Source organism: Jejubacter calystegiae (assembly GCF_005671395.1).
GTDB lineage: Bacteria > Pseudomonadota > Gammaproteobacteria > Enterobacterales > Enterobacteriaceae > Jejubacter > Jejubacter calystegiae.
The window spans coordinates 2,880,319-2,904,803 of record NZ_CP040428.1 but is presented as its reverse complement, the minus strand read 5'-3'; the positions used below and the strand labels follow the sequence as shown (position 1 = coordinate 2,904,803).

At 56.4% G+C, this 24,485-nt stretch carries 22 protein-coding genes and 7 tRNA genes; 27 read left to right on the top strand and 2 right to left on the bottom strand.

Annotated elements, in window-relative coordinates; translation table 11 throughout:
• The first annotated feature begins 110 nt into the window (after positions 1-110).
• The 12 genes from nagB to FEM41_RS13205 all read left to right on the top strand — a co-directional run bounded on the left by nagB (position 111) and on the right by FEM41_RS13205 (position 7,162).
• Positions 111-911: a glucosamine-6-phosphate deaminase gene (gene nagB / locus FEM41_RS13260; RefSeq protein WP_138099195.1), complete on the top strand. Its 801-nt coding sequence runs from the start codon at positions 111-113 to the stop codon at positions 909-911.
• Positions 912-935: 24 nt separating this feature from the next.
• Positions 936-2,084, top strand: coding sequence for an N-acetylglucosamine-6-phosphate deacetylase (gene nagA, locus FEM41_RS13255; RefSeq protein ID WP_138096418.1), 1,149 nt, complete (start codon positions 936-938; stop codon positions 2,082-2,084).
• 6 nt (positions 2,085-2,090) lie between these two features.
• Positions 2,091-3,311, top strand: coding sequence for a DNA-binding transcriptional regulator NagC (gene nagC, locus FEM41_RS13250; protein WP_138096417.1), 1,221 nt, complete (start codon positions 2,091-2,093; stop codon positions 3,309-3,311).
• 106 nt (positions 3,312-3,417) lie between these two features.
• Positions 3,418-4,170, top strand: coding sequence for an HAD-IIA family hydrolase (locus FEM41_RS13245; RefSeq protein ID WP_138096416.1), 753 nt, complete (start codon positions 3,418-3,420; stop codon positions 4,168-4,170).
• Between the two features lie 265 nt (positions 4,171-4,435).
• Positions 4,436-6,100 carry an asparagine synthase B gene (gene asnB / locus FEM41_RS13240; RefSeq protein WP_138096415.1) on the top strand — a complete coding sequence of 555 codons (1,665 nt, stop codon included), beginning with the start codon at positions 4,436-4,438 and terminating at the stop codon, positions 6,098-6,100.
• A gap of 252 nt (positions 6,101-6,352) precedes the next feature.
• Positions 6,353-6,429 (top strand) — tRNA-Met (locus tag FEM41_RS13235).
• Between the two features lie 7 nt (positions 6,430-6,436).
• Positions 6,437-6,521, top strand: a tRNA-Leu gene (locus FEM41_RS13230).
• A gap of 23 nt (positions 6,522-6,544) precedes the next feature.
• Positions 6,545-6,619, top strand: a tRNA-Gln gene (locus FEM41_RS13225).
• 52 nt (positions 6,620-6,671) lie between these two features.
• Positions 6,672-6,746: transfer RNA gene (locus FEM41_RS13220), tRNA-Gln, on the top strand.
• Positions 6,747-6,780: 34 nt separating this feature from the next.
• Positions 6,781-6,857, top strand: a tRNA-Met gene (locus FEM41_RS13215).
• Between the two features lie 59 nt (positions 6,858-6,916).
• Positions 6,917-6,991, top strand: a tRNA-Gln gene (locus FEM41_RS13210).
• A 96-nt stretch (positions 6,992-7,087) separates the two neighbouring features.
• Positions 7,088-7,162, top strand: a tRNA-Gln gene (locus FEM41_RS13205).
• Between the two features lie 85 nt (positions 7,163-7,247).
• On the opposite strand, the gene ubiF is transcribed toward FEM41_RS13205, so the two are convergent.
• Positions 7,248-8,423: a 3-demethoxyubiquinol 3-hydroxylase gene (gene ubiF, locus FEM41_RS13200; RefSeq protein ID WP_138096414.1), complete on the bottom strand. Its 1,176-nt coding sequence runs from the start codon at positions 8,421-8,423 to the stop codon at positions 7,248-7,250.
• 149 nt (positions 8,424-8,572) lie between these two features.
• On the opposite strand from ubiF, the gene miaB reads away from it, so the two are divergent.
• The 9 genes from miaB to FEM41_RS13155 all read left to right on the top strand — a co-directional run bounded on the left by miaB (position 8,573) and on the right by FEM41_RS13155 (position 17,783).
• Positions 8,573-9,997 (top strand): tRNA (N6-isopentenyl adenosine(37)-C2)-methylthiotransferase MiaB, encoded by a 1,425-nt coding sequence (miaB, locus tag FEM41_RS13195; RefSeq protein WP_138096413.1) that lies wholly within the window; start codon positions 8,573-8,575, stop codon positions 9,995-9,997.
• A gap of 193 nt (positions 9,998-10,190) precedes the next feature.
• Positions 10,191-11,249 carry a PhoH family protein gene (locus FEM41_RS13190; RefSeq protein WP_138096412.1) on the top strand — a complete coding sequence of 353 codons (1,059 nt, stop codon included), beginning with the start codon at positions 10,191-10,193 and terminating at the stop codon, positions 11,247-11,249.
• A complete protein-coding gene (ybeY, locus tag FEM41_RS13185) occupies positions 11,246-11,713 on the top strand; it encodes an rRNA maturation RNase YbeY (protein ID WP_138096411.1) in 468 nt (155 codons plus the stop codon). Before FEM41_RS13190 ends, ybeY begins: the two co-directional genes overlap by 4 nt.
• Positions 11,714-11,782: 69 nt before the next feature.
• Positions 11,783-12,658, top strand: a complete 876-nt coding sequence (gene corC / locus FEM41_RS13180; RefSeq protein ID WP_138096410.1) for a CNNM family magnesium/cobalt transport protein CorC — start codon at positions 11,783-11,785, stop codon at positions 12,656-12,658.
• Positions 12,659-12,662: 4 nt separating this feature from the next.
• The gene (gene lnt, locus FEM41_RS13175) at positions 12,663-14,195 is read left to right on the top strand and encodes an apolipoprotein N-acyltransferase (RefSeq protein ID WP_138096409.1); all 1,533 of its coding nucleotides are present in this window, start codon (positions 12,663-12,665) and stop codon (positions 14,193-14,195) included.
• Positions 14,196-14,559: 364 nt separating this feature from the next.
• Positions 14,560-15,465, top strand: coding sequence for an amino acid ABC transporter substrate-binding protein (locus tag FEM41_RS13170; RefSeq protein ID WP_138096408.1), 906 nt, complete (start codon positions 14,560-14,562; stop codon positions 15,463-15,465).
• Between the two features lie 174 nt (positions 15,466-15,639).
• Positions 15,640-16,380, top strand: a complete 741-nt coding sequence (locus FEM41_RS13165) for an amino acid ABC transporter permease (protein WP_138096407.1) — start codon at positions 15,640-15,642, stop codon at positions 16,378-16,380.
• Between the two features lie 3 nt (positions 16,381-16,383).
• The gene (gene gltK / locus FEM41_RS13160) at positions 16,384-17,061 is read left to right on the top strand and encodes a glutamate/aspartate ABC transporter permease GltK (protein ID WP_138096406.1); all 678 of its coding nucleotides are present in this window, start codon (positions 16,384-16,386) and stop codon (positions 17,059-17,061) included.
• On the top strand, positions 17,058-17,783 hold the full coding sequence (locus tag FEM41_RS13155) for an amino acid ABC transporter ATP-binding protein (RefSeq protein WP_138096405.1): 726 nt from the start codon (positions 17,058-17,060) through the stop codon (positions 17,781-17,783). Before gltK ends, FEM41_RS13155 begins: the two co-directional genes overlap by 4 nt.
• Positions 17,784-17,835: 52 nt before the next feature.
• Here the strand turns inward: FEM41_RS13155 and FEM41_RS13150 are convergent, their stop codons facing one another.
• A complete protein-coding gene (locus tag FEM41_RS13150; RefSeq protein WP_138099194.1) occupies positions 17,836-18,318 on the bottom strand; it encodes a zinc ribbon-containing protein in 483 nt (160 codons plus the stop codon).
• A gap of 289 nt (positions 18,319-18,607) precedes the next feature.
• Here FEM41_RS13150 and leuS point away from each other — a divergent pair, with 289 nt between their 5' ends.
• The 6 genes from leuS (at position 18,608) to rlmH (ending at position 24,481) form a co-directional block, all read left to right on the top strand.
• A complete protein-coding gene (gene leuS / locus FEM41_RS13145) occupies positions 18,608-21,190 on the top strand; it encodes a leucine--tRNA ligase (protein ID WP_138096404.1) in 2,583 nt (860 codons plus the stop codon).
• 17 nt (positions 21,191-21,207) lie between these two features.
• A complete protein-coding gene (gene lptE / locus FEM41_RS13140; RefSeq protein WP_138096403.1) occupies positions 21,208-21,822 on the top strand; it encodes an LPS assembly lipoprotein LptE in 615 nt (204 codons plus the stop codon).
• Positions 21,822-22,853, top strand: coding sequence for a DNA polymerase III subunit delta (gene holA / locus FEM41_RS13135; protein WP_138096402.1), 1,032 nt, complete (start codon positions 21,822-21,824; stop codon positions 22,851-22,853). Before lptE ends, holA begins: the two co-directional genes overlap by 1 nt.
• Complete coding sequence (gene nadD / locus FEM41_RS13130) at positions 22,846-23,487, top strand: nicotinate-nucleotide adenylyltransferase (RefSeq protein ID WP_138096401.1); 642 nt, start codon at positions 22,846-22,848, stop codon at positions 23,485-23,487. Before holA ends, nadD begins: the two co-directional genes overlap by 8 nt.
• Positions 23,488-23,689: 202 nt before the next feature.
• On the top strand, positions 23,690-24,007 hold the full coding sequence (gene rsfS / locus FEM41_RS13125; RefSeq protein ID WP_138096400.1) for a ribosome silencing factor: 318 nt from the start codon (positions 23,690-23,692) through the stop codon (positions 24,005-24,007).
• Positions 24,008-24,010: 3 nt separating this feature from the next.
• Positions 24,011-24,481 carry a 23S rRNA (pseudouridine(1915)-N(3))-methyltransferase RlmH gene (gene rlmH, locus FEM41_RS13120; protein ID WP_138096399.1) on the top strand — a complete coding sequence of 157 codons (471 nt, stop codon included), beginning with the start codon at positions 24,011-24,013 and terminating at the stop codon, positions 24,479-24,481.
• The last annotated feature ends 4 nt before the right edge of the window (positions 24,482-24,485 follow it).

Sequence of the window (24,485 nt, the reverse complement as noted above, 5' to 3'; positions counted from 1 at the left end):
AATATCAGGACGGATAAATGCCGCCGTGCGGCAAATCTGGGTTAATCTTTACTTCAGTATAAGCGGCAATCCGGCCAGCACGTTTAACTTAACTTTTATAGAGGTGAATGATGAGACTGATTCCCCTGACAACGGCTCAACAGGTCGGTAAATGGGCAGCCCGCCATATTGTAAACCGTATTAACGCCTTTAAGCCTACCGCAGACCGCCCTTTCGTTCTGGGTCTGCCGACTGGCGGCACGCCGCTGGAAGCCTACAAGGCGCTGGTGGAACTTTATAACGCAGGTGAAGTTAGCTTCAAACACGTCGTTACCTTCAATATGGACGAGTACGTCGGCCTGCCGAAAGAGCATCCGGAAAGCTACCATAGCTTCATGCACCGTAATTTCTTTGACCACGTCGATATCCCGGCGGAAAATATCAACCTGCTGGACGGTAATGCGCCAGACGTTGATGAAGAGTGCCGCAATTACGAAGAGAAAATCCGTGCCTACGGCAAAATCCATCTGTTTATGGGCGGCGTGGGTAACGACGGCCATATCGCCTTTAACGAACCGGCCTCTTCGCTGGCTTCCCGCACCCGTATCAAAACTCTGACCCATGATACCCGGGTCGCCAACTCCCGCTTCTTTGGCGGCGATGTCAATCAGGTTCCGAAATACGCTCTGACCGTTGGCGTAGGTACCCTACTGGACGCTGAAGAGGTGATGATCCTGGTGCTGGGCCACGTCAAGGCGCAAGCGCTGCAGGCTGCAGTCGAAGGCAACGTAAACCATATGTGGACCATCAGCTGCCTGCAATTGCATCCGAAAGCGGTTATCGTCTGCGACGAGCCTTCTACCATGGAGCTGAAGGTCAAAACGCTGAAGTACTTCAACGAGCTGGAAGCTGAAAGTATTAAAGGTCTTTAAGTCATATCTATTCCGGGGGTAACTATGTATGCACTAACCCATGGCCGTATCTTTACCGGTCACGACGTTCTGGACGACCATGCGATTATCATCGCGGACGGTTTCATTGACCGCATCTGTCCGCAGGCAGAGCTGCCGCAGGATATCGCCACGCGCAATATGGGTGGTGCCATTATCGCCCCGGGATTTATTGACGTTCAGCTAAACGGCTGCGGCGGCGTCATGTTTAACGACACCGCCGACGCGGTAAGCGTGGAAACCCTGGAAATCATGCAGAAGGCCAACGAGCGCTCCGGCTGTACCAGCTTCCTGCCGACGCTTATCACCTCCAGCGATGAGTTAATGATGCATGCGGTTAACGTGATGCGTGAATACCTCGACAAGCATCAGAACCAGGCGTTGGGGCTGCATCTGGAAGGTCCGTGGTTGAGTCTGGTGAAGAAAGGGACCCACAACCCTGAGTATATTCGCAAGCCGGATCCCAGCCTGGTGAACTTCCTGTGCCAGAATGCCGACGTCATTACCAAAATCACCCTCGCCCCGGAAGAGGTCGATCCGGCCGTGATTCGCCAACTGGTGGATGCCGGTATCCGCGTTTCCGCTGGCCACTCTAACGCCACCTGGCAGGAAGCGAAGCGCGGCTTCCGCGCGGGCATCAGCTTCGCAACTCACCTGTATAACGCCATGCCTTATATTACCGGTCGCGAACCGGGCCTGACCGGCGCTATTTTCGACGATCCGGATCTGTACTGCGGGGTTATCGCTGACGGGCTGCACGTCAGTTACGCCAACGTTCGCACCGCGAAAAAACTGAAAGGCGAAAAGCTGTGCCTGGTGACCGATGCCACCGCAGCGGCAGGTTCCGATATTGACCAGTTCATTTTTGCTGGTAAAACAATATACTACCGGAATGAACTGTGCGTGGATGAGAACGGAACCCTGAGCGGCTCGGCGCTGACTATGATCGAAGGGGTGCGTAATCTGGTGGAGCATGTCAACATCGCGCTGGATGAAGCCCTGCGTATGGCAACGCTCTACCCCGCCAGGGCCATGGGCGTGGCGGACCGTCTGGGCACACTGGAAGCGGGCAAGGTAGCAAACCTGACCGCGTTCAGCCGCGACTTTAAAATTATCAAGACCATCGTTAACGGAGACGAGGTCTCAATCGGATAAACGGGTATGACGACTGGCGGACAAGCGCAAATAGGTAATGTTGATCTGGTCAAACAGCTTAACGGAGCGGCGGTTTACCGTCTGATCGATCAACAGGGGCCGATATCGCGCATCCAGATCGCCGAGCTAAGCCAGCTTGCCCCCGCCAGCGTCACCAAAATCACCCGCCAGCTGATCGAGCGCGGTTTAATTAAAGAGGTCGATCAGCAGGCATCCACCGGCGGACGCCGGGCTATCTCCATCGTTACCGAGACCCGCGGCTTTCAAGCCATCGGCGTGCGTCTTGGCCGTTACGACGCAACCCTGACGCTTTTCGATCTCAGCGCCAGGGCGCTGGAAGAACGTCATTATCCACTGCCGGAACGACGTCAGGATGCGCTTGAAATCGCCCTGCTGGCGGCTATTGAAGATTTTATTAGCCACTGTCAGCGCAAGATTCGCGAACTGATTGCGATCTCTGTGATTCTGCCTGGCCTGGTGGATCCTGAAAGCGGCGTGGTGCGCTATATGCCCCATATCGAGGTCGATGACTGGCCGTTGGTGGAAAAACTGGAACAGCGCTTCGGCTTTGCCTGCTTCGTGGGGCATGACATTCGCAGCCTGGCGCTGGCGGAGCACTACTTCGGCGCCACCCGGGACTGCGAAGACTCTATTCTGGTGCGCGTCCATCGCGGTACCGGGGCCGGTATTCTTTCCGGCGGACAGATCTTTATTGGCCGCAACGGCAATGTCGGTGAAATTGGCCATATTCAGGTCGATCCGCTGGGCGAACGCTGCCACTGTGGCAACTTCGGCTGCCTGGAAACCATTGCCGCTAACGCAGCCATCGAGCAACGGGTACGGCAGTTGCTTTCCCAGGGCTACCAGAGCCGACTGGACCCGGACAACTGCCGAATCCAGGATATTTGCCGGGCCGCCAACCGCGGCGACCCGCTGGCCAGCGAGGTGCTGGAGCAGGTTGGACGCCATCTGGGCAAGGCTATCGCCATTGCCATTAATCTGTTTAATCCCCAAAAGGTCGTGATCGCCGGCGAAGTGATGGAGGCGGAGAAAATCCTGCTGCCTGCCATTGACCGCTGCGTCAATACTCAGGTGCTGGAAGCCTTTCGCCGCAATCTGCCGGTCGTCCGCTCCCATCTTGATGACCGTTCAGCCATCGGCGCCTTCGCTCTGGTAAAGCGCGCTATGCTTAACGGAGCACTCCTGCAGCGACTGCTGGAAGAGTAACCCCGGACCATGACGGCGGCGCGGGATTTTACTTCCGGATAACGCCGCCGCTGGTTACCATAGCGATTCAGGCCCAGGCCATCTTCCGTAAATCATCCGACTGACTATGACGATAAAAAATGTAATTTGCGATATCGACGGCGTGCTGATGCACGATAACGTCGCCGTTCCAGGCGCCGCGCAGTTTCTGTCCGGACTGCTGGAAAAAGAGATTCCGGTGGTGCTGCTCACTAACTATCCGTCCCAGACCGGTCAGGATCTCGCTAACCGTTTTGCCTCTGCGGGCGTTGATGTGCCGGATAGCCTGTTCTATACCTCCGCCATGGCCACCGCAGATTTCCTGCGCCGCCAGGAGGGGAAAAAGGCCTATGTGGTGGGCGAAGGCGCTTTGATTCACGAGCTGTATAAAGCGGGTTTTACCATTACTGATATCAACCCCGACTTCGTTATCGTCGGCGAAACCCGCTCCTACAACTGGGATATGATGCATAAGGCGGCCTGGTTTGTAGCGAACGGCGCGCGCTTTATCGCTACCAACCCGGATACCCACGGCCACGGTATGGTGCCGGCCTGCGGCGCGCTGTGCGCTGGTATTGAGAAGATCTCCGGGCGTAAACCTTTTTATGTCGGTAAACCCAGTCCGTGGATTATCCGCGCCGCCCTGAACAAAATGCAGGCCCACTCCGAAGATACGGTGATCGTCGGTGACAATCTGCGCACCGACATTCTTGCCGGTTTTCAGGCGGGGTTGCAGACCATTCTGGTGCTGTCCGGCGTTTCAGCGTTGAACGATATTGACGATATGCCGTTCCGCCCCACCTGGATTTACCCCTCCGTCGCAGAGATCGACGTTATCTGATCGGCAACGCGCCTTAACCGGCGCGTCCTTCCATTCAATAAAAAAGCATAAAAATTGCCGATTCGTTAATAATCGCGTGTAAAAGATAGCCATTTTTTACTATTCGGCAAGGACCATTGATTTTTTCAATATCTGACCGGTAATTCGCTTGCCAGGACACCGTATTCTGGGGCATTGTCCTTACCATGACAGGCAGTAACAGCGGTAATAAAACAACGCAACCGCTGCTCGCTTTAGCACAACAGCATCTGTGACGGAGAAGGTTATGTGTTCGATTTTTGGTATTCTGGATATTAAAACTGACGCGGGTGAGCTGCGTAAAAAGGCGCTGGAGATGTCGCGCCTGATGCGCCATCGTGGCCCCGACTGGTCCGGCGTTTATGCCAGTGACCGCGCTATTCTCGCCCATGAACGCCTCTCCATTGTCGACGTTAACGCCGGTGCCCAGCCTTTATATAACGAAAATCAAACCCATGCGCTGGCGGTTAACGGTGAAATCTACAACCACCAGGCCCTGCGCGCCGAATACGGCGATCGCTACGCATTCCAGACTGGCTCTGACTGCGAAGTCATTCTTGCCCTGTATCAGGAAAAAGGTCCGGCATTTCTTGACGATCTACAGGGAATGTTCGCCTTTGCCCTGTATGACAGCGAGCAGGACGCCTATCTGATTGGCCGCGACCATATCGGCATCATCCCTCTTTATATGGGGCATGATGAACACGGTAACCTGTATGTCGCTTCTGAAATGAAAGCGCTGGTACCGGTGTGCCGCACGATTAAAGAGTTCCCGGCGGGCAGCTATCTGTGGAGCAAAGACGGCGAGATCCGCCGCTACTACCAGCGCGACTGGTTCGAGTTCGACGCGGTTAAAGACAACGCAACCGATAAGAACGCCCTTCGTCAGGCGCTGGAAGAGGCGGTGAAAAGCCACCTGATGTCGGATGTCCCCTACGGCGTGCTGCTTTCCGGCGGTCTCGACTCCTCAATTATTTCCGCCGTCACCAAGAAGTTCGCCGCACGCCGGGTGGAAGATCAGGAGCGCAGCGAAGCCTGGTGGCCCCAGCTTCACTCCTTCGCAGTTGGCCTGGAAGGCTCTCCGGATCTGAAAGCCGCTCAGGAGGTCGCTAACCACCTGGGCACCGTACACCACGAAATCCACTTTACGGTGCAGGAAGGGCTGGATGCGATCCGTGATGTTATCTACCACATCGAAACTTACGATGTGACCACCATTCGCGCCTCTACCCCGATGTATCTGATGTCGCGTAAGATCAAAGCGATGGGCATTAAAATGGTACTGTCCGGAGAGGGTTCCGACGAAGTGTTTGGCGGTTACCTTTACTTCCACAAGGCGCCGAACGAGCGTGAATTCCACGAAGAGACAGTGCGTAAACTGCTGGCGCTGCATATGTTCGACTGCGCCCGCGCCAACAAGGCGATGTCCGCCTGGGGCGTTGAGGCACGCGTACCTTTCCTGGACAAGAAGTTCCTGGATGTGGCGATGCGCCTTAACCCTCGCGATAAAATGTGCGGCAACGGCAAAATGGAAAAGCATATTCTGCGTGAATGCTTCGAATCCTACCTGCCGGCGAGCGTCGCATGGCGCCAGAAAGAGCAGTTCTCAGACGGCGTGGGCTACAGCTGGATCGACAGCCTGAAAGAGGTGGCGGCTCAGCAGATTACCGATCAGCAGATGGAGACCGCCCACTTCCGCTTCCCGTATAACACGCCTGGCTCTAAAGAAGGCTATCTGTACCGGGAGATCTTCGAAGAGCTGTTCCCGCTGCCCAGCGCCGCCGAATGCGTGCCTGGAGGCCCCTCGGTGGCCTGCTCTTCGGCCAAAGCCATTGAGTGGGACGAAACCTTTAAGTCGATGAACGATCCTTCTGGCCGTGCCGTAGGGGTTCATCAGGACGCCTACAAGTAATCGCCTGAAGTAAAACTGCAAAAAGCGGGCCACCAGCGCCCGCTTTTTTGACCGCCTTTTACGGGCAGATTACCCTTAACATCATCGGGATAAGTGGAGAAATAGCCTGTTTTTGCCGATTATTAAAGCAAGCTGTTCATAAGCCAGTCAAACGGAACGCCAGAGCCACTTTTCGACAAAAAAGGTGTTGACGCTACGGGGCCCAATACGCATAATGCGCCCCGCAACGCCGATAAGGTAACGCGAAAAGATGGCTACGTAGCTCAGTTGGTTAGAGCACATCACTCATAATGATGGGGTCACAGGTTCGAATCCCGTCGTAGCCACCATAATTTTGCGGGAGTGGCGAAATTGGTAGACGCACCAGATTTAGGTTCTGGCGCCGCAAGGTGTGCGAGTTCAAGTCTCGCCTCCCGCACCATTTATTTTCGTGGCGTTGTCAGGTGGGGTATCGCCAAGCGGTAAGGCACCGGTTTTTGATACCGGCATTCCCTGGTTCGAATCCAGGTACCCCAGCCATTTTTTATGATAAACGCAGTTGTTTTGCGGTTATCTGAAGACAAGACACTATTGGGGTGTCGCCAAGCGGTAAGGCACTGGATTCTGATTCCAGCATTCCGGGGTTCGAATCCCTGCACCCCAGCCAACTTTCTTTTAAGTTGGTCTGCGCTAAAATCTATGGCTACGTAGCTCAGTTGGTTAGAGCACATCACTCATAATGATGGGGTCACAGGTTCGAATCCCGTCGTAGCCACCATATTTTTAGAGTACCGCCCGGCAGATTTAATCGCAGCGCGCGGTAACAGAAAAGACTATTGGGGTATCGCCAAGCGGTAAGGCACTGGATTCTGATTCCAGCATTCCGAGGTTCGAATCCTCGTACCCCAGCCAAATTTTAGAAAGACACTATTGGGGTGTCGCCAGGCTGTAAGCAGTGGATCTGAGTTCAGCATCAGGCACCAACAATCAGTTAAGCAAAGACACTATTGGGGTGTCGCCAAGCGGTAAGGCACTGGATTCTGATTCCAGCATTCCGGGGTTCGAATCCCTGCACCCCAGCCAATAAAATGAGAAGCCCGCGCAAGCGGGCTTTTTCATATCTGCAATTCCCATAACCCAAAAACCCGCCAGCGCGGGTTTTCTCGTTTTACAGACCCAGGGCGTATTTCAGCGCCTGCCGCTTAGCCGCTCCGGCGCGATCCGCCGCCATCAATCCCAGATTACGTATGACGCGTAGCGGCCCAAGATTGTTGCTGAATCCGGCGTAGAACAGATCCATACCGCTCTGCATCGCCAGGTTATCCAGACGCCTGCGGTTCTGGTAGCGTTTTAGCACATCGTAGTCGCTCCACGCCTCGCCGCGCTCGCGGGCATTGCCCAGCACCTCCAGCAAGGCTTCAGCATCGCGATAGCCCAGGTTTACCCCCTGCCCTGCCAGCGGATGAATGGTATGGGCCGCATCCCCTACCAGCGCCACGCCAGGTTGAACGTATCGGAGCGCATGGCGGCGCACCAGCGGGAAGCTACCGCTGGCCTGCGGCGTCACTTCGCCGAGCCGGGACGGGAAAGCCTGATGGATCTCCAGGGCAAGCTGCGGCATCGTCATCGCCTGCAACTGGCGAATCTGTGACGGTGAGTCGTACCACACCAGCGATGCCCAGTCATCAAACAACGGCAGGAAAGCGTGCGGGCCATTGGGGGTAAAATGCTGCCAGGTGCAATCCCCCGGCGCCTGCTCGCAACGGGCGGTAATCAGCATACAGGACTGGGGATACTGCCAACCCTGTACGCCAATACCGCTCCATTCCCGAACCCGGGAATGGGCGCCGTCGGCACCTATCACCAGTTGTGCGGTCATCTGCTGACCGTCATCAAAGCAAAGTCGGGTCTGGCCCTGCTCGCGCGTCATACTGCTCAGCCGCCCGGGGCAGATAATCTGTACCCCGGAATGGACCTGCAACGCCTGCCACAGCGCCAGCTGCAACACCCGGTTTTCCACCATATAGCCCAGTTCCGACAGCTTCAGCTCCGCGGCATCAAAGGTCACATGGGCGCTCTCCCACTCCCAGGTTTCCAGCCGCCGCCAGGGGTGACAACGCATCGCCTGTACCGCACGCCAGACGCCCAGCGATTTCAGCAACCGCACCGAAGCGCAGCTAATCGCCGAAATCCGCACATCGGGCGCACTGCCTGCCTCAAATGGCGCTGGCGCTTCATGCTCGATCAGCGTGACGGAAAATCCGCGCTGCGCCAGGCCCAGCGCAACCGCGGCGCCCACCATGCCTCCGCCAACAACGGCGACTTCAGTTGGTTGAATTGTCATCGTCATATATCCTTAAACCACGAATCCCTCAAGTCTACCTGATTTTTGGGTGGCGCGCGGCAGGCTCGCTCCACTGGTCACGAAGGCGTCAAAGCATTACAATACGCGCCCTGCATTTCCGGCATTAACTGAAGCAATATGGCAAGCCAATGACAAAAAAACTGCATATCAAAACCTGGGGCTGTCAGATGAACGAGTACGATTCATCTAAGATGGCCTCCCTGCTGAACTCCACCCACGGCTTTACGTTAACCGACGTGGCGGAAGAGGCGGATGTTCTGCTGCTGAATACCTGTTCGATCCGCGAAAAAGCACAGGAGAAGGTTTTCCATCAGTTAGGTCGCTGGAAAACATTAAAGGAAAAGAATCCCGAGCTGATTATCGGCGTCGGCGGCTGCGTGGCCTCACAGGAAGGTGAGCACATTCGCGGTCGCGCCCACTATGTGGACATTATCTTCGGGCCGCAGACGCTGCACCGCCTGCCGGAAATGATCAACCGGGTTGCCGGCGATCGTAGCCCGGTGGTAGATGTTAGCTTCCCGGAGATCGAGAAATTCGACCGCCTGCCGGAGCCGCGCGCCGAAGGGCCGACCGCCTTCGTTTCCATTATGGAAGGCTGCAACAAGTACTGCACCTACTGCGTGGTGCCTTATACCCGTGGCGAAGAAGTCAGCCGCCCGTGCGACGACATCCTGTTCGAAATTGCCCAGTTGGCGGCTCAGGGCGTACGTGAAGTGAACCTGCTCGGCCAGAACGTGAACGCATACCGGGGCCCCACGTTCGACGATGGCGTATGTTCCTTCGCCGAACTGCTGCGCCTGGTGGCGGCCATCGACGGTATCGATCGCATCCGCTTTACCACCAGCCACCCGATTGAGTTCACCGATGACATTATCGAGGTGTACCGCGACACGCCGGAGCTGGTGAGCTTCCTGCATCTGCCGGTGCAGAGCGGCGCTGACCGGGTGCTGAACATGATGGGCCGTACCCACACCGCGCTGGAATATAAGGCGATTATCCGCAAGCTGCGCGCCGCGCGACCGGATATTCAGATCAGTTCCGACTTTATCGTCGGTTTCCCGGGCGAAACCGACCAGGACTTCGAACAGACCATGAAGCTGATTGCCGACGTCAACTTCGACATGAGCTTTAGCTTTATCTTCTCTGCCCGTCCGGGCACACCGGCCGCCGATATGGTGGATGACGTACCGGAAGAAGAGAAAAAACAGCGTCTCTATATTCTGCAGGAGCGTATTAACCAGCAGGCCATGGCCTGGAGTCGCCGTATGCTCGGCACAGTACAGCGTATTCTGGTGGAGGGGACTTCCCGCAAGAACATCATGGAGCTGTCAGGACGCACCGAAAATAACCGCGTGGTTAACTTTGAAGGCAGCCCGGATATGATCGGCAAATTCGTCGACGTGGAAATCACCGATGTCTTCCCTAACTCCCTGCGCGGTAAAGTAGTACGTACCGAAGAGGAGATGGGACTGCGAGTGGTCGAGTCGCCGGAATCGGTAATTGCCCGTACCCGTAAAGAGGATGAACTCGGCGTGGGTACTTACCAGCCATAATCCCCTTCGCTGCCGGAGCGCTATTGCACGCTTCGGCAGCATTCTCACTACCACCCCTTGCATTCTGAAGCCGTCACCCAAATATCATTTTCGGTGCTTGCGCCATGGGTTTACGCCGTGAATAATTCCGGTATAGCCTGACGTCAGGCATTTATTTACCCTAACCGGCCCTGTGCTCCGTAAGAGGAAAATCTTGAATATCGAAACACGTGAAATCACGCTGGAGCCGGCGGACAACGCCCGTCTGCTGAGCCTGTGTGGCCCCTTTGATGACAATATTAAACAGCTGGAGCGTCGGCTGGGCATTGAGATCAACCGCCGCGACAGTCACTTCAAACTGACCGGACGCGCCCTGTGCGTCAATGCCGCCGCCGACATTCTGCGCCATCTGTACGTAGATACGGCCCCCATGCGCGGCCAGATTCAGGATATCGATCCGGAACAGATCCATCTTGCGATTAAAGAATTCCGGGTACTTGAACAGGCCGCAGAAAGCGTGCCGGAGTACGGTAAGGCGGTTAATATCAAGACCAAACGCGGCGTGATTAAACCGCGAACCCCTAACCAGGCGCAGTACATCGCCAATATTCTGGATCATGACATTACCTTCGGTATCGGCCCGGCCGGTACAGGTAAAACCTATCTGGCGGTTGCAGCCGCAGTGGATGCTCTGGAGCGCCAGGAGATCCGTCGTATTTTGCTGACCCGCCCGGCGGTAGAAGCAGGCGAAAAGTTGGGCTTCCTGCCTGGCGATCTAAGCCAGAAGGTGGACCCTTATCTGCGCCCGCTGTACGACGCCCTGTTTGAAATGCTGGGCTTCGAGAAGGTCGAAAAGCTTATCGAGCGTAACGTGATTGAAGTTGCTCCCCTCGCCTATATGCGCGGACGTACGCTGAACGATGCCTTTATCATCCTTGACGAGAGCCAGAACACCACCATCGAACAGATGAAAATGTTCCTGACCCGCATCGGCTTTAACTCTAAAGCTGTCATTACCGGTGACGTCACCCAGATAGACCTGCCGCGTAACGCCAAATCGGGCCTGCGCCATGCCGTTGAGGTACTGTCGGACGTCAACGAGTTAAGCTTCAACTTCCTCCACAGCGAAGATGTGGTTCGCCACCCGGTGGTTGCCCGTATCGTCAATGCCTATGAGGCCTGGGACGAAGCCGAACAAAAGCGTAAAGCCGCCCTCGCTGCCGAGCGCAAACGCGAAGCTCAGGAAGCCCACGGTCCCCAGGAGAATTCATGAGTCAGGTCATTCTCGATCTCCAGATCGCCTGTGAGGATACCGCCGGACTGCCCACGGAAGAACAGATCCAGCGCTGGCTTGATGCCGCCATCCTGCCCGCCCAGGCGGAAGCCGAAGTTACGGTCAGGCTGGTAGACGAAGCGGAAAGCCACGAGCTGAATCTGACGTACCGCGGTAAGGATAAATCGACCAACGTGCTCTCATTCCCCTTCGAGGCGCCGCCCGGCATTGAGCTGCCGCTGCTGGGCGATCTGGTTATTTGTCGCCAGGTTGTCGAACGCGAAGCACAGGAGCAGACGGTGACCCAGGAGGCCCACTGGGCCCATATGGTGGTGCACGGTAGCCTGCACCTGCTGGGTTACGACCATATCGAAGATGATGAAGCCGAAGAGATGGAGTCTCTGGAGACAGAGATAATGCTTGCCCTCGGCTACGGCGATCCGTACATTTCCGAGAAAGAATAGCGATACCCATGATGCCGCGTCACCGATGCGGCAACTCATTAACCAACACGAGAAACCAATCCATACGCCATGAGCGACGACAATTCACACAGTAGTGACACATCCGGTAAAAAGGGCTTCTTCTCTCTGATTCTGAGCCAGCTGTTCCACGGCGAGCCCAAAAACCGCGATGAATTACTCACGCTAATCCGTGATTCCGAACAGAATGAGCTTATCGACCAGGATACTCGCGATATGCTCGAAGGGGTGATGGATATCGCCGACCAGCGGGTCCGCGACATCATGATTCCCCGTTCACAGATGATTACCCTGAAGCGTAACCAGAGCCTGGACGAATGCCTCGATGTCATTATCGAATCCGCCCACTCCCGCTTCCCGGTGATCAGCGAAGATAAGGATCACATTGAAGGGATACTGATGGCTAAGGATCTGCTGCCCTTTATGCGCAGCGACGCCGAGCCATTTAGCATGGAGAAAGTGTTGCGTCCGGCGGTGGTCGTGCCGGAAAGCAAGCGGGTTGACCGCATGCTCAAGGAGTTTCGCCAGCAGCGCTATCATATGGCCATCGTTATCGATGAATTTGGCGGTGTTTCCGGCCTGGTAACCATTGAAGACATTCTGGAGCTGATCGTCGGCGAGATCGAAGACGAGTATGACGAGGAAGAGGATATCGATTTCCGTCAGCTCAGCCGCCACACCTGGACGGTACGCGCCCTGGCGCCGATTGAAGACTTTAACGAAACCTTCGGTACGCACTTCAGCGATGAAGAGGTCGATACCATTGGCGGTCTGGTGATGCAGGCCTTTGGCCATCTTCCGGCCCGTGGCGAAACCATTGAAATTGATGGTTATCAGTTTAAAGTCGCCATGGCGGACAGCCGCCGGATTATTCAGGTACACGTCAGGATCCCGGACGATTCCCCCGAGCCGAAAGTAGAAGAGTAATCGCATGGAGCTAAGCTCACTGTTGCAACGCCAGCGCATACGCCTGCTGCTGGCGCTGATTTTCGGGGCCAGCGGCACGCTGGCCTTTTCTCCTTATGATTTCTGGCCCGCCGCCCTGCTCTCTCTGGCGGCACTTCAGGGGCTCACCTTTAATCGCCGCCCGCTACAGAGCGCCGCCATCGGCTTTTGCTGGGGGCTGGGGCTGTTCGGCACCGGTATTAACTGGGTCTACGTTAGCATCGCGCAGTTCGGCGGCATGCCCGGGCCGATTAACGTTCTGCTGGTGGTTCTGCTGGCGGCATATCTCTCGCTTTATACCGGCCTGTTCGCCGGGTTACTGAATCGCCTGTGGCCAAAGATCAGCTGGTGGCGCGTGGCCATCGCCGCACCGGCTCTCTGGCAGGTCACCGAATTCCTGCGCGGCTGGGTGCTAACCGGCTTCCCGTGGCTGCAATTCGGCTACAGCCAGATAGACGGGCCGCTAAAAGGCGTTGCCCCAATACTGGGCGTAGAAGCCATTAACTTCCTGCTAATGGCCATTGCCGGCCTGGTTGCTTACGCCATCGCGCAGCGCCAGTGGCGTCCGGCGTTAATAGCCCTGCTGTTACTGGCGCTGCCCTGGCCGCTGCGTTACATCCAGTGGGATCAGCCGCAAAACGATCGCCGCCTGACCGTAAGCCTGGTGCAGGGCAATATTCCGCAGTCCATGAAGTGGAATGAAGATCAGTTGCTGAACACCCTGCGTATTTACCTCGAACAGACCCGTCCGCATCTGGGTAAATCGCAGTTGATAATCTGGCCCGAATCGGCAGTGCCCGATCTGGAAATTAACCAGCAGCGCTTCCTGAAAGAGCTGGACGGCCTGCTGCGCCAGCATGACAGTTCGCTGATTACCGGTATCGTCGATGCCCGGCTTAACAGCCAGAATCGCTACGACACCTACAACACCATCATCACCATGGGGGCCGACAACCCCTACCGTTACGACAGCACCAATCGCTATAACAAGAACCACCTTGTTCCTTTTGGCGAATTCGTTCCGCTGGAGTCGATTCTGCGCCCGCTGGCTCCCTTCTTCGACCTGCCGATGTCTTCATTCAGCCGCGGCCCTTACCACCAGCCGCAGCTTAGCGCCCATGGCATGAAACTGACGGCGGCCATCTGCTACGAAATCATTCTGGGCCAGCAGGTCCGGGATAACTTCCGCCCGGATACCGACTATCTGCTGACCATTTCGAACGATGCCTGGTTTGGCCATTCCATCGGCCCCTGGCAGCACTTCCAGATGGCGCGGATGCGCGCGCTGGAACTGGCGCGCCCGCTGCTGCGCAGCACCAATAACGGAATTACCGCGGTGATTGCCCCCAACGGCGACGTGCAGTCAATGATCCCGCAGTTTACCCGCAAGGTGCTGACCACTCAGGTGACTCCGACCCGCGGCATTACACCTTACGCCCGCTTCGGCGGCTGGCCGGTCTGGATCCTGACGCTGTTAGCTGGCGCTCTGGCCTGCGTTCTGGCTCGTAAACACCGCTAATCCCTTTCCCCCTCCGCCCGGAGGGGGAATCCATCACTTCTGGCACAGCAGTTGCAACAGATAACGTTGTCTGGCCCGGGCATCCTCCTGGACTGATGCGCCTGATGTTCTGTTGCACCGCCACAGGCACCTGTCGTGTGCAACCCCAGGTTTATCGCCCCGGAATGGTGCGGCGCATCTCGCAAAATCCAAACGATTTGATAGCAAATTTTTTACATTAGGCCAGACTGACAAGCAGTGGCGAGAAAGTAATCGCCTGATTTTGCAGCACGCACAACAAAACCAAAAAAACAGCACACAACCGACTGGTATTCACGCCAATGCTTTACAACGAGTATTCCGGCGAGCCGATAAAGGAGTTGATATGCAATTACGTAAGCTGACCGCAGCAATGATAATCGTGGGAATGGGTGCCGGGTTAACCTCGGTGGCTCAGGCCGCCCCGGAAAGCGCCACTCTGGCGAAAATCGACAAGAACGGCGTTATCGTGGTGGGACATCGGGAATCCTCCGTTCCCTTCTCTTACTACGACGGCCAGCAAAAGGTGGTGGGTTACTCTCAGGACTACTCCAACGCCATTGTGGAAGCGATTAAAAAGAAGCTGAATAAGCCAGACCTGCAGGTCAAACTGATTCCCATTACCTCTCAGAACCGGATACCGCTGCTGCAAAACGGCACCTACGATTTCGAATGCGGCTCCACGACCAATAATCTGGAGCGCCAGAAGCAGGCCGCCTTCTCGGATACCATCTTTATCGTCGGCACCCGGTTATTAACCAAAAAAGGCAGCGATATTAAAGATTTTGCCGACCTGAAAGATAAAAGCGTGGTCGTGACATCGGGAACCACTTCGGAAGTGCTGTTACACAAGCTGAACGACGACAAAAAGATGGATATGCGCATTATCAGCGCCAAAGACCACGGCGACTCCTTCCGCACGCTGGAAAGCGGTCGTGCTTACGCCTTTATGATGGATGACGCGCTACTGGCCGGAGAGCGGGCGAAAGCCAAAAAACCAGATAGCTGGGAAATTGTCGGCACCCCGCAGTCAAAAGAAGCTTACGGCTGCATGATGCGTAAAGAAGATCCCGAATTTAAACAGCTGGTTGACGATACCATCGCTCAGGCACAGACTTCCGGTGAGGCCGCGAAATGGTTCGACAAATGGTTTAAAAACCCTATTCCTCCCAAGAATCTTAACCTGAACTTCGATCTCTCCGAAGATATGCAGGCCCTGTTTAAATCACCCAACGACAAGGCTCTCGATTAAAAAAACCCATGCATCGCGGGAATAATAAGGGCGGCGCTGCGTCGCCCAATGATTGACGAGGACAGAAGCCGGACAGACAGGCCCCGCCCGGACGTTCCCCGGGCGGGGAGAAAACAACAGGCTTCTCATCAATCTTAGGGGTAGCGCTGCTGCCCCCTTTCTTCGGAGTTAACTATGTCTATAGACTGGAACTGGGGGATCTTTCTACAGTCCGCCCCGTTCGGCAACACCACCTATCTGGGCTGGATCTGGAGCGGTTTCCAGGTCACCGTGGCCCTTTCGATTTGTTCGTGGATTATCGCCTTCCTGGTCGGATCTTTCTTCGGCATTCTACGTACTCTGCCCAGCCGACTGCTGTCGGGCATCGGCACCTGCTATGTAGAACTGTTCCGTAACGTCCCGCTTATCGTACAGTTTTTTACCTGGTATCTGGTGGTGCCGGAACTGCTGCCGCCGGACCTCGGGATGTGGTTTAAGGCCGATCTAGATCCCGACAAGCAGTTTTTTATCTCCTCAGTACTCTGCCTGGGGCTGTTTACCGCCGCCCGCGTCTGCGAACAGGTGCGTGCCGCAATCCAGTCCCTGCCTCGGGGACAAAAAAACGCCGCGCTGGCCATGGGGCTCACGCTGCCCCAGGCCTACCGCCACGTTCTTCTGCCCAACGCCTACCGGGTCATTGTTCCGCCCATGACCTCGGAAATGATGAACCTGGTGAAAAATTCCGCTATCGCCTCGACCATTGGTCTGGCCGATATGGCGTCTCAGGCCGGTAAGCTGCTGGACTATTCGGCCCACGCCTGGGAGTCGTTTACCGCCATCACCCTTGCCTATGTGCTGATCAACGCCGTGATTATGCTGGTGATGCATCTGCTGGAGCGCAAAGTGCGCTTGCCTGGCAATATGGGAGGGAAATAAGCCATGTATGAATTTGACTGGAGCTCTATTGGCCCCTCCCTGCCATGGCTGCTCAACGGGATGGTCATCACTCTGAAGATCACCGTGATAGCCATTATTGTCGGTATCATCTGGGGCACCCTGCTGGCGGTCATGCGTCTGTCGAGTTTTAAACCCCTGAGCTGGTTTGCCAGTAGCTACGTTAACGTCTTCCGTTCGATTCCGCTGGTGATGGTGCTGCTCTGGTTCTATCTGATCGTCCCCGGCTTCCTGCAGCGGGTGTTGGGGCTCTCTCCGCAGACCGATATCCGACTGATCTCCGCCATGGTGGCCTTTTCTCTGTTCGAAGCCGCCTACTATTCGGAGATTATTCGCGCCGGGATCCAGAGCGTCTCTCGCGGCCAGTCCCATGCCGCGCTGGCGCTGGGTATGACTCACTGGCAGTCGATGCAACTGATCATTCTGCCTCAGGCCTTTCGGGCCATGGTGCCGCTGCTGCTGACCCAGGGCATCGTTCTGTTCCAGGATACCTCGCTGGTTTATGTCCTGAGCCTGGCGGACTTCTTCCGCACCGCCACCACCATCGGCGAACGCGACGGTACTCAGGTGGAGATGATTCTGTTCGCCGGCGGTGTCTACTTTATTATTAGCCTTAGCGCCTCGCTGCTGGTCAGCTGGCTGAAAAAAAGGACCGTTTCATGATTTCCCTGAAAAATGTTTCTAAATGGTATGGCCACTTTCAGGTTCTGACCGACTGCTCCACGATCGTTCAAAAGGGCGAGGTGGTGGTGGTCTGCGGCCCCTCCGGCTCCGGAAAATCCACGCTGATTAAGACCGTCAACGGCCTGGAACCGGTACAGAAAGGCGAGATTGAGGTTAACGGCACCCAGGTCAACAGCAAGCGCACCAATCTGGCGCAGTTGCGCGCGCATGTGGGCATGGTGTTTCAGCATTTCGAGCTGTTTCCCCATCTGACCATTATTGAAAACCTGACCCTGGCCCAGGTCAAAGTCCTGAAACGCGGTAAAGCGGAAGCCCGCCAGAAAGGCGAAAAATTGCTGGAACGGGTAGGACTCACCGCGCATGCCAGTAAATATCCGGCCCAGCTTTCCGGCGGCCAGCAGCAGCGTGTGGCTATCGCCCGGGCGCTGTGTATGGATCCTGTCGCTATGCTGTTCGACGAACCAACATCGGCGCTGGATCCGGAGATGATCAACGAAGTGCTGGATGTCATGGTCGAGCTGGCCCAGGAAGGCATGACCATGATGGTGGTCACTCACGAAATGGGCTTCGCCCGTAAGGTGGCGAATCGGGTCATCTTTATGGATGAAGGAAAGATCGTGGAAGACGCGCCGAAGGATGCCTTCTTCGATAATCCCAAATCACCACGCGCCCGGGATTTTCTGGATAAGATTCTGCACTGATGGGCTAAAAAAGCCGACCTCACCCGTCGGCTTTTTTACGTCTGAAACACGCTTACGGCTCAAACGGCTGGCGCTGGAACTGGTTATGGCCGCACTTCGGACATACCGGCAGCACCTCCGGTGTATAAAACGCCAGCCGGTGATGGCATTTCTCGCACACCAGATTTCCTAACCCGACCACCTCTCCGCTGTGATACACGCCGTGGTGGCTCAGATCCTTAAACACTTCGCGCCACTCCAGTTGAGTTTTATCGGTGATATCCGCCAGCTCCTGCCACAGGCTCTCTTTAATCACCCGGGCGAAGACGCTTTCCTCTTCTTCCTGCTGGCTCTCCTGATAGCTCAGGGCAAACTCTTCCAGATCGCGGCGTACCGCACGCGTTATCTCATCGATTTCGTTACGGGTCAGTTCCCCCGCTTCGGTAATTTTTTTATGCGCATCCCTAACCAACGCATCGATATCCCTCTCGCCGTTACGCAGTCGTTCGCTGAGCGTGGAGAGCAGTTCACGGTAGTACTGAGCCACCTTGTTCATCGCATTCCCTCCGAAAATCGGTAACATCATGGAGCCGCAGGCATCCCGGCCCCTTACGCTTAACTATAGCTACTGCCTGATAATAGACGCTAATTCCGCCGTGCTGTGTTATCCAGACCACGGGTCGTGTAAATTACGGTAAGGGAGCGGAGAACTGCGGGATTTGCCGCCGTCTGGCGCTTAAGTACTGTTGTAGCGCTTTGCGATAGGCTATGCTATCGCCTGCCCAAAAACTTTAGTTAACGCTACCTTATGTAGCGGTGTATTCATCACAGGATTACAGGCTGCCATGCAAGAGCAATATCGCCCGGAAGAGATAGAGTCAAATGTCCAGCGCCTCTGGCAAGAGAAGCGCACCTTTGAAGTAAAAGAAGACGAGAGCAAAGAGAAGTATTACTGCCTGTCGATGCTTCCCTATCCTTCTGGTCGACTACATATGGGCCATGTCCGTAACTACACCATCGGTGACGTTATCGCCCGCTATCAGCGTATGTTGGGCAAAAATGTCCTGCAGCCTATTGGCTGGGACGCATTTGGTCTGCCTGCCGAAGGCGCCGCGGTCAAAAACAATACCGCGCCGGCCCCCTGGACCTACGACAACATCGATTACATGAAGAACCAGCTGAAAATGCTGGGCTTTGGCTATGACTGGAGCCGCGAACTGGCGACCTGTAAGCCGGAATATTATCGCTGGGAGCAGAAATTCTTCACCGAACTCTATAAAAAAGGGCTGGTGTACAAGAAAACCTCCGCAGTGAACTGGTGCCCGAACGATCAAACCGTTCTGGCCAACGAGCAGGTCATCGACGGCTGCTGCTGGCGCTGCGACACCAAAGTCGAGCGCAAAGAGATTCCTCAGTGGTTCATTAAAATCACCGACTACGCCGAAGAGCTGCTCAACGACCTGGACACGCTGGATCACTGGCCGGACACCGTTAAAACCATGCAGCGCAACTGGATCGGTCGTTCCGAAGGGGTGGAGATCACCTTTGACGTAGAGAACAGCGACCAGAAACTGACGGTCTATACCACGCGCCCCGACACCTTTATGGGCGCCACTTACCTGGCGGTAGCTGCGGGCCATCCGCTGGCGGCCCAGGCTGCGCTGAACAACCCGGATCTGAACGCCTTTATCGACGAATGCCGCAACACCAAAGTGGCGGAAGCCGAAATGGCGACCATGGAGAAGAAAGGCGTCGCCACTGGCTTTAACGCCATCCACCCGCTGACCGGTGAGTCAGTCCCGGTGTGGGTTGCCAACTTCGTGCTGATGGAATACGGCACCGGCGCCGTAATGGCGGTTCCCGGCCACGATCAGCGCGACTGGGAATTCGCCACCAAATATAACCTGCCAATCAAAGCGGTGATTCTCGATAAGGATGGCAACGCGCCGGATCTGAGCGCCGCGGCGATGACCGAGAAAGGGGTGCTGTTCAACTCAGGCGAGTTTGACGGTCTCTCCTTCGAAGCCGGGTTTAACGCCATTGCCGATGCCCTGGCCGCGAAAGGCGTGGGCGAGCGTAAGGTTAATTACCGCCTGCGCGACTGGGGCGTTTCGCGCCAGCGTTACTGGGGTGCGCCGATCCCAATGGTCACTCTGGAAGATGGCACCGTTATGCCGACGCCGGACGAACAACTGCCGGTTGTACTGCCGGAAGATGTGGTCATGGACGGCATCACCAGCCCCATCAAAGCCGATCCCAACTGGGCGAAGACCACCGTTGAGGGTCAGCCTGCGCTGCGTGAAACAGATACCTTCGACACCTTTATGGAGTCCTCCTGGTACTATGCGCGCTATACCTGCCCGCAGTACGACAAAGGTATGCTGGACTCCGAGGCCGCCAACTACTGGCTGCCGGTCGACATCTATGTCGGCGGTATCGAACACGCCATTATGCACTTGCTCTACTTCCGCTTCTTCCACAAGCTGATGCGCGATGCAGGCATGGTGAACTCTAACGAACCTGCGAAACAGCTGCTGTGTCAGGGCATGGTGCTGGCAGACGCCTTCTGGTACACCGGCAACAACGGCGAGCGTATCTGGGTTTCGCCGGTTGATGCCATTGTCGAGCGCGACGAAAAAGGGCGTATTGTTAAAGCCACCGATGCTGAAGGCCATGAACTGGTCTACGCCGGTATGAGCAAGATGTCCAAGTCCAAGAACAACGGCATCGACCCGCAGGTCATGGTAGAGCGCTACGGCGCAGATACCGTGCGCCTGTTTATGATGTTCGCGGCCCCGGCGGAAATGACCCTCGAATGGCAGGAATCCGGCGTTGAAGGGGCTAACCGCTTCCTGAAGCGCGTCTGGAAACTGGCCTGGGAGCACGCGCAGAAAGGCGCTGCTCCGGCGCTTAACGTCGAAACCCTGAACGAAGATCAGAAGGCGCTGCGCCGCGATCTGCACAAAACCATCGCCAAAGTGACCGACGATATCGGCCGCCGTCAGACCTTCAATACCGCTATTGCAGCGATTATGGAGCTGATGAACAAACTGGCAAAAGCGCCGCAGCAAGAAGATCAGGATCGCGCACTGATGCACGAAGCGCTGATCGCCGTGGTGCGGATGCTCTATCCGTTCACCCCACATGTCTGCTTCACTCTGTGGCAACAGCTTGGCGGCGAAGGCGATATCGACAACGCTCCCTGGCCGCAGGCTGATGAGAAAGCGATGGTCGAAGACACTCGCCTGGTCGTGGTGCAGGTTAACGGCAAAGTTCGCGGTAAAATTACCGTTCCGGCAGACGCCACCGAAGATCAGGTGCGTGAACGTGCGGGGCAGGAGCATCTGGTGGCCAAGTATCTTACCGGCGTCACCATTCGCAAAGTCATTTACATACCGGGCAAATTGCTGAACCTGGTGGTTGGCTAAGCACAGCAGGAGGAAGCGTGCGCTATCTGTTCACTCTGTTAGTCAGTCTGGCGGTGCTGGTCACCGCCGGGTGTGGTTTTCATCTGCGCAGCACCACCCAGGTGCCGCATCAGCTACACACCCTGATCCTCGATTCCAGCGATCCATACGGACCGCTGACCCGTGCGGTGCGCAACCAGTTGCGCCTGAACGGCGTTGAGATCGTTGATAAGGACCCGCTGCGTCAGGATGTCCCGTCGCTGCGACTGGGCGGCGCCAGCATCGGTCAGGATACCGCATCCGTCTTCCAGGACGGGCGTACCGCGGAATACCAGATGATTATGACGGTAAGTGCCCACGTGCTGATCCCGGGTCACGATATCTACCCGATCAGTACCAAGGTCTATCGCTCCTTCTTCGACAACCCGCAGGCCGCACTGGCCAAGGATGCCGAACAAGAGATGATTATCAAAGAGATGTACGATCGTGCCGCGGAACAGCTGGTACGTAAGCTGGTTTCGGTACACGTCGCCGACGTACAACGAACCGAAGAGGCCCAGGAGACTGCCAAACCCGATGAAGCCGCTGACGCCACAGAGAACAGCAGCAACGGCGAACGCGTCTCCAGCACCCTGATTCCTGCCGGTAACTGATGTTAAAACTCTGGCCGGAACAGCTCCGCGCGCAGCTCAACGAAGGGCTGCGCGCGGCTTATCTGCTACTGGGAAACGACCCCTTACTGCTTCAGGAGAGTCAGGACGCGGTGCGCCATGTCGCCGTGGAGCATGACTTTACCGAACATCACAGCGTGGCAATCGATGCCTCTACCGACTGGCAGGCGCTATTTGCGCTAAGTCAGGAACTGAGCCTGTTCGCCAGCCGCCAGACCCTGCTGTTACAGCTTCCGGACAACGGCCCCAATGCCGCCATCGCCGGACATCTGGAAAAGCTGACAGGGCTGTTACATGACGATTTGCTGCTGATTGTGCGCGGCAACCGCCTGACCCGCGCTCAGGAAAATGCCGCCTGGTATAACGCCCTGAGCAAAAACGCAGTGCAGGTCAACTGCCAGACCCCAGAACAGGCCCAGCTACCGCGCTGGGTCGCCAGCCGGGCCCGGCAGATGAATCTTAGCCCTGATGAAGCGGCTATCCAGTTACTGTGTTACTGCTATGAAGGCAACCTGCTGGCGCTGAATCAGGCGTTGGAGCGCCTGTCGCTGCTGTGGCCGGACGGAAAACTGACGCTTCCCCGTATAGAACAGGCCGTCAACGATGCCGCCCACTTTACCCCCTTTCACTGGGTGGATGCCCTGCTGGCGGGAAAAAGCACCCGGGCGCTGCATATTTTGCAGCAGCTACGACTGGAGGCGATCGAGCCGGTAATTCTGGTGCGCTCGATACAGCGCGAACTGCTGCAACTGGTCAACCTGAAACGTCAGTCAGCCCAAACCCCGCTGCGTACGCTATTCGATCAACAGCGGGTCTGGCAGAATCGTCGGCCGCTGATTAGCGAGGCGCTTAATCGCCTCAGCGCGGAACAGCTGTGGCAGGCCGTACGTCTGCTGAACCAGATAGAGCTCACCATCAAACAGGATTTCGGTCAGTCCGTATGGGCCGAGCTGGAAAGCCTTTCCCTGCTGCTTTGTCATAACCGGTTGCCGGATCTTTTTATCCATGACTGATTTGTATGCGGTATATGGCGGTACTTTCGACCCTATCCACTACGGTCATCTGCGACCGGTAGAGGCGCTTGCCGGGATAGTCGGGCTAAAGCAGGTCATCATTATGCCCAATAATGTGCCGCCCCATCGTCCTCAGCCCGAGGCAAGCAGCGCTCAACGCCGCGATATGGTGCAACTCGCCATCCGCAACCGCCCGCTGTTCCGGCTTGATGAACGCGAGCTACAGCGCACAACGCCGTCCTGGACCGTGGAAACGCTGGAAGCATTAAGAGACGAACTGGGCCCTCAGCGGCCGCTGGCCTTTATTATCGGTCAGGATTCCCTGCTCGGGCTCCCCGGCTGGCATCGTTATGAATCACTGATGAACCTGTGCCATCTGCTGGTGTGCCGCCGCCCGGGCTATGCGCCGGAGATGCCGAACGCCGACCACCAGTCCTGGCTTAACCGCCATCTGACCCACAGTGTCGACGAACTGCACCAGCTTCCCGCAGGCCGCATTTTTATGGCCGATACGCCGCTATGGGACATCTCCGCCACCGAGATTCGCCAGCACCTGGCCGCGCGTCGCGACTGCGAAACGTTTATCCCCGCACCGGTGCTGGACTACATCAACCAGGCGGGACTCTACCGCTAACGGCCTGGGGCCATTGACACCGCCTCTCAGGCTGTTATTCTCCGCAGCCATACTGCGCCCATCGCGGCGTCTTTGATATTGTTTTACAAAAATGGCGATGCAATCACCCGCTGCCGATGGGATGATAGCCCACGCAGGCATTCGTCGCGCCCGGCGCACGATAAACGACGGGGTTGATTGCGGCTGACTCAAGGGGAAAAACTTGCAGGGTAAAGTACTTCAGGATTTTGTTATCGACAAAATCGACGATCTTAAAGGCCAGGATATTATTGCTCTGGATGTCCAGGGAAAATCCAGTATCACCGACTGCATGATCATCTGTACCGGTACTTCCAACCGTCACGTGGTCTCCATTGCCGATCACGTCGTTCAGGCCTCTCGCGAAGCCGGACTGATGCCGCTTGGCGTTGAAGGTGAAAATGCCGCTGACTGGGTGGTGGTCGACCTGGGCGATGTGATCGTCCACGTTATGCAGGAAGAGAGCCGCCGCCTGTACGAGCTTGAAAAGCTCTGGAGCTGACGAGTGAAGTTACAACTGGTCGCCGTTGGCACCAAAATGCCCGATTGGGTACAAACCGGTTTTAACGAATATCTGCGCCGCTTTCCTAAAGATTTACCGTTTGAGCTGCTGGAGATCCCGGCGGGTAAGCGCGGAAAGAACGCGGATATTCGTCGTATTCTGGATAAAGAAGGCGAACTGATGCTCGAAAGCATCGGTAAGGGGAATCGTATCGTCACGCTCGATATTCCCGGTAAGCCATGGGATACGCCGAAACTTGCCCGGGAACTGGAACGCTGGAAACAGGATGGCCGCGACGTCAGCCTGCTGATCGGCGGCCCCGAAGGTCTGGCCCCGGCCTGCAAGGCCGCAGCGGAACAAAGCTGGTCGCTCTCGCCCCTGACCCTACCCCACCCTCTGGTGCGGGTACTGGTGGCCGAGAGCCTGTATCGCGCGTGGAGCATTACCGCCAACCACCCCTATCACCGAGAGTAAAGGT

Bases quoted from the DNA above. Each gene is read 5' to 3' on its own strand.
- nagB (WP_138099195.1), top strand. From the start codon at position 111: ATGAGACTGATTCCCCTGACAACGGCTCAACAGGTCGGTAAATGGGCA.
- nagA (WP_138096418.1), top strand. From the start codon at position 936: ATGTATGCACTAACCCATGGCCGTATCTTTACCGGTCACGACGTTCTG.
- nagC (WP_138096417.1), top strand. From the start codon at position 2,091: ATGACGACTGGCGGACAAGCGCAAATAGGTAATGTTGATCTGGTCAAA.
- FEM41_RS13245 (WP_138096416.1), top strand. From the start codon at position 3,418: ATGACGATAAAAAATGTAATTTGCGATATCGACGGCGTGCTGATGCAC.
- asnB (WP_138096415.1), top strand. From the start codon at position 4,436: ATGTGTTCGATTTTTGGTATTCTGGATATTAAAACTGACGCGGGTGAG.
- ubiF (WP_138096414.1), bottom strand. From the start codon at position 8,423: ATGACAATTCAACCAACTGAAGTCGCCGTTGTTGGCGGAGGCATGGTG.
- miaB (WP_138096413.1), top strand. From the start codon at position 8,573: ATGACAAAAAAACTGCATATCAAAACCTGGGGCTGTCAGATGAACGAG.
- ybeY (WP_138096411.1), top strand. From the start codon at position 11,246: ATGAGTCAGGTCATTCTCGATCTCCAGATCGCCTGTGAGGATACCGCC.
- corC (WP_138096410.1), top strand. From the start codon at position 11,783: ATGAGCGACGACAATTCACACAGTAGTGACACATCCGGTAAAAAGGGC.
- lnt (WP_138096409.1), top strand. From the start codon at position 12,663: ATGGAGCTAAGCTCACTGTTGCAACGCCAGCGCATACGCCTGCTGCTG.
- FEM41_RS13170 (WP_138096408.1), top strand. From the start codon at position 14,560: ATGCAATTACGTAAGCTGACCGCAGCAATGATAATCGTGGGAATGGGT.
- FEM41_RS13165 (WP_138096407.1), top strand. From the start codon at position 15,640: ATGTCTATAGACTGGAACTGGGGGATCTTTCTACAGTCCGCCCCGTTC.
- gltK (WP_138096406.1), top strand. From the start codon at position 16,384: ATGTATGAATTTGACTGGAGCTCTATTGGCCCCTCCCTGCCATGGCTG.
- FEM41_RS13155 (WP_138096405.1), top strand. From the start codon at position 17,058: ATGATTTCCCTGAAAAATGTTTCTAAATGGTATGGCCACTTTCAGGTT.
- FEM41_RS13150 (WP_138099194.1), bottom strand. From the start codon at position 18,318: ATGAACAAGGTGGCTCAGTACTACCGTGAACTGCTCTCCACGCTCAGC.
- leuS (WP_138096404.1), top strand. From the start codon at position 18,608: ATGCAAGAGCAATATCGCCCGGAAGAGATAGAGTCAAATGTCCAGCGC.
- holA (WP_138096402.1), top strand. From the start codon at position 21,822: ATGTTAAAACTCTGGCCGGAACAGCTCCGCGCGCAGCTCAACGAAGGG.
- nadD (WP_138096401.1), top strand. From the start codon at position 22,846: ATGACTGATTTGTATGCGGTATATGGCGGTACTTTCGACCCTATCCAC.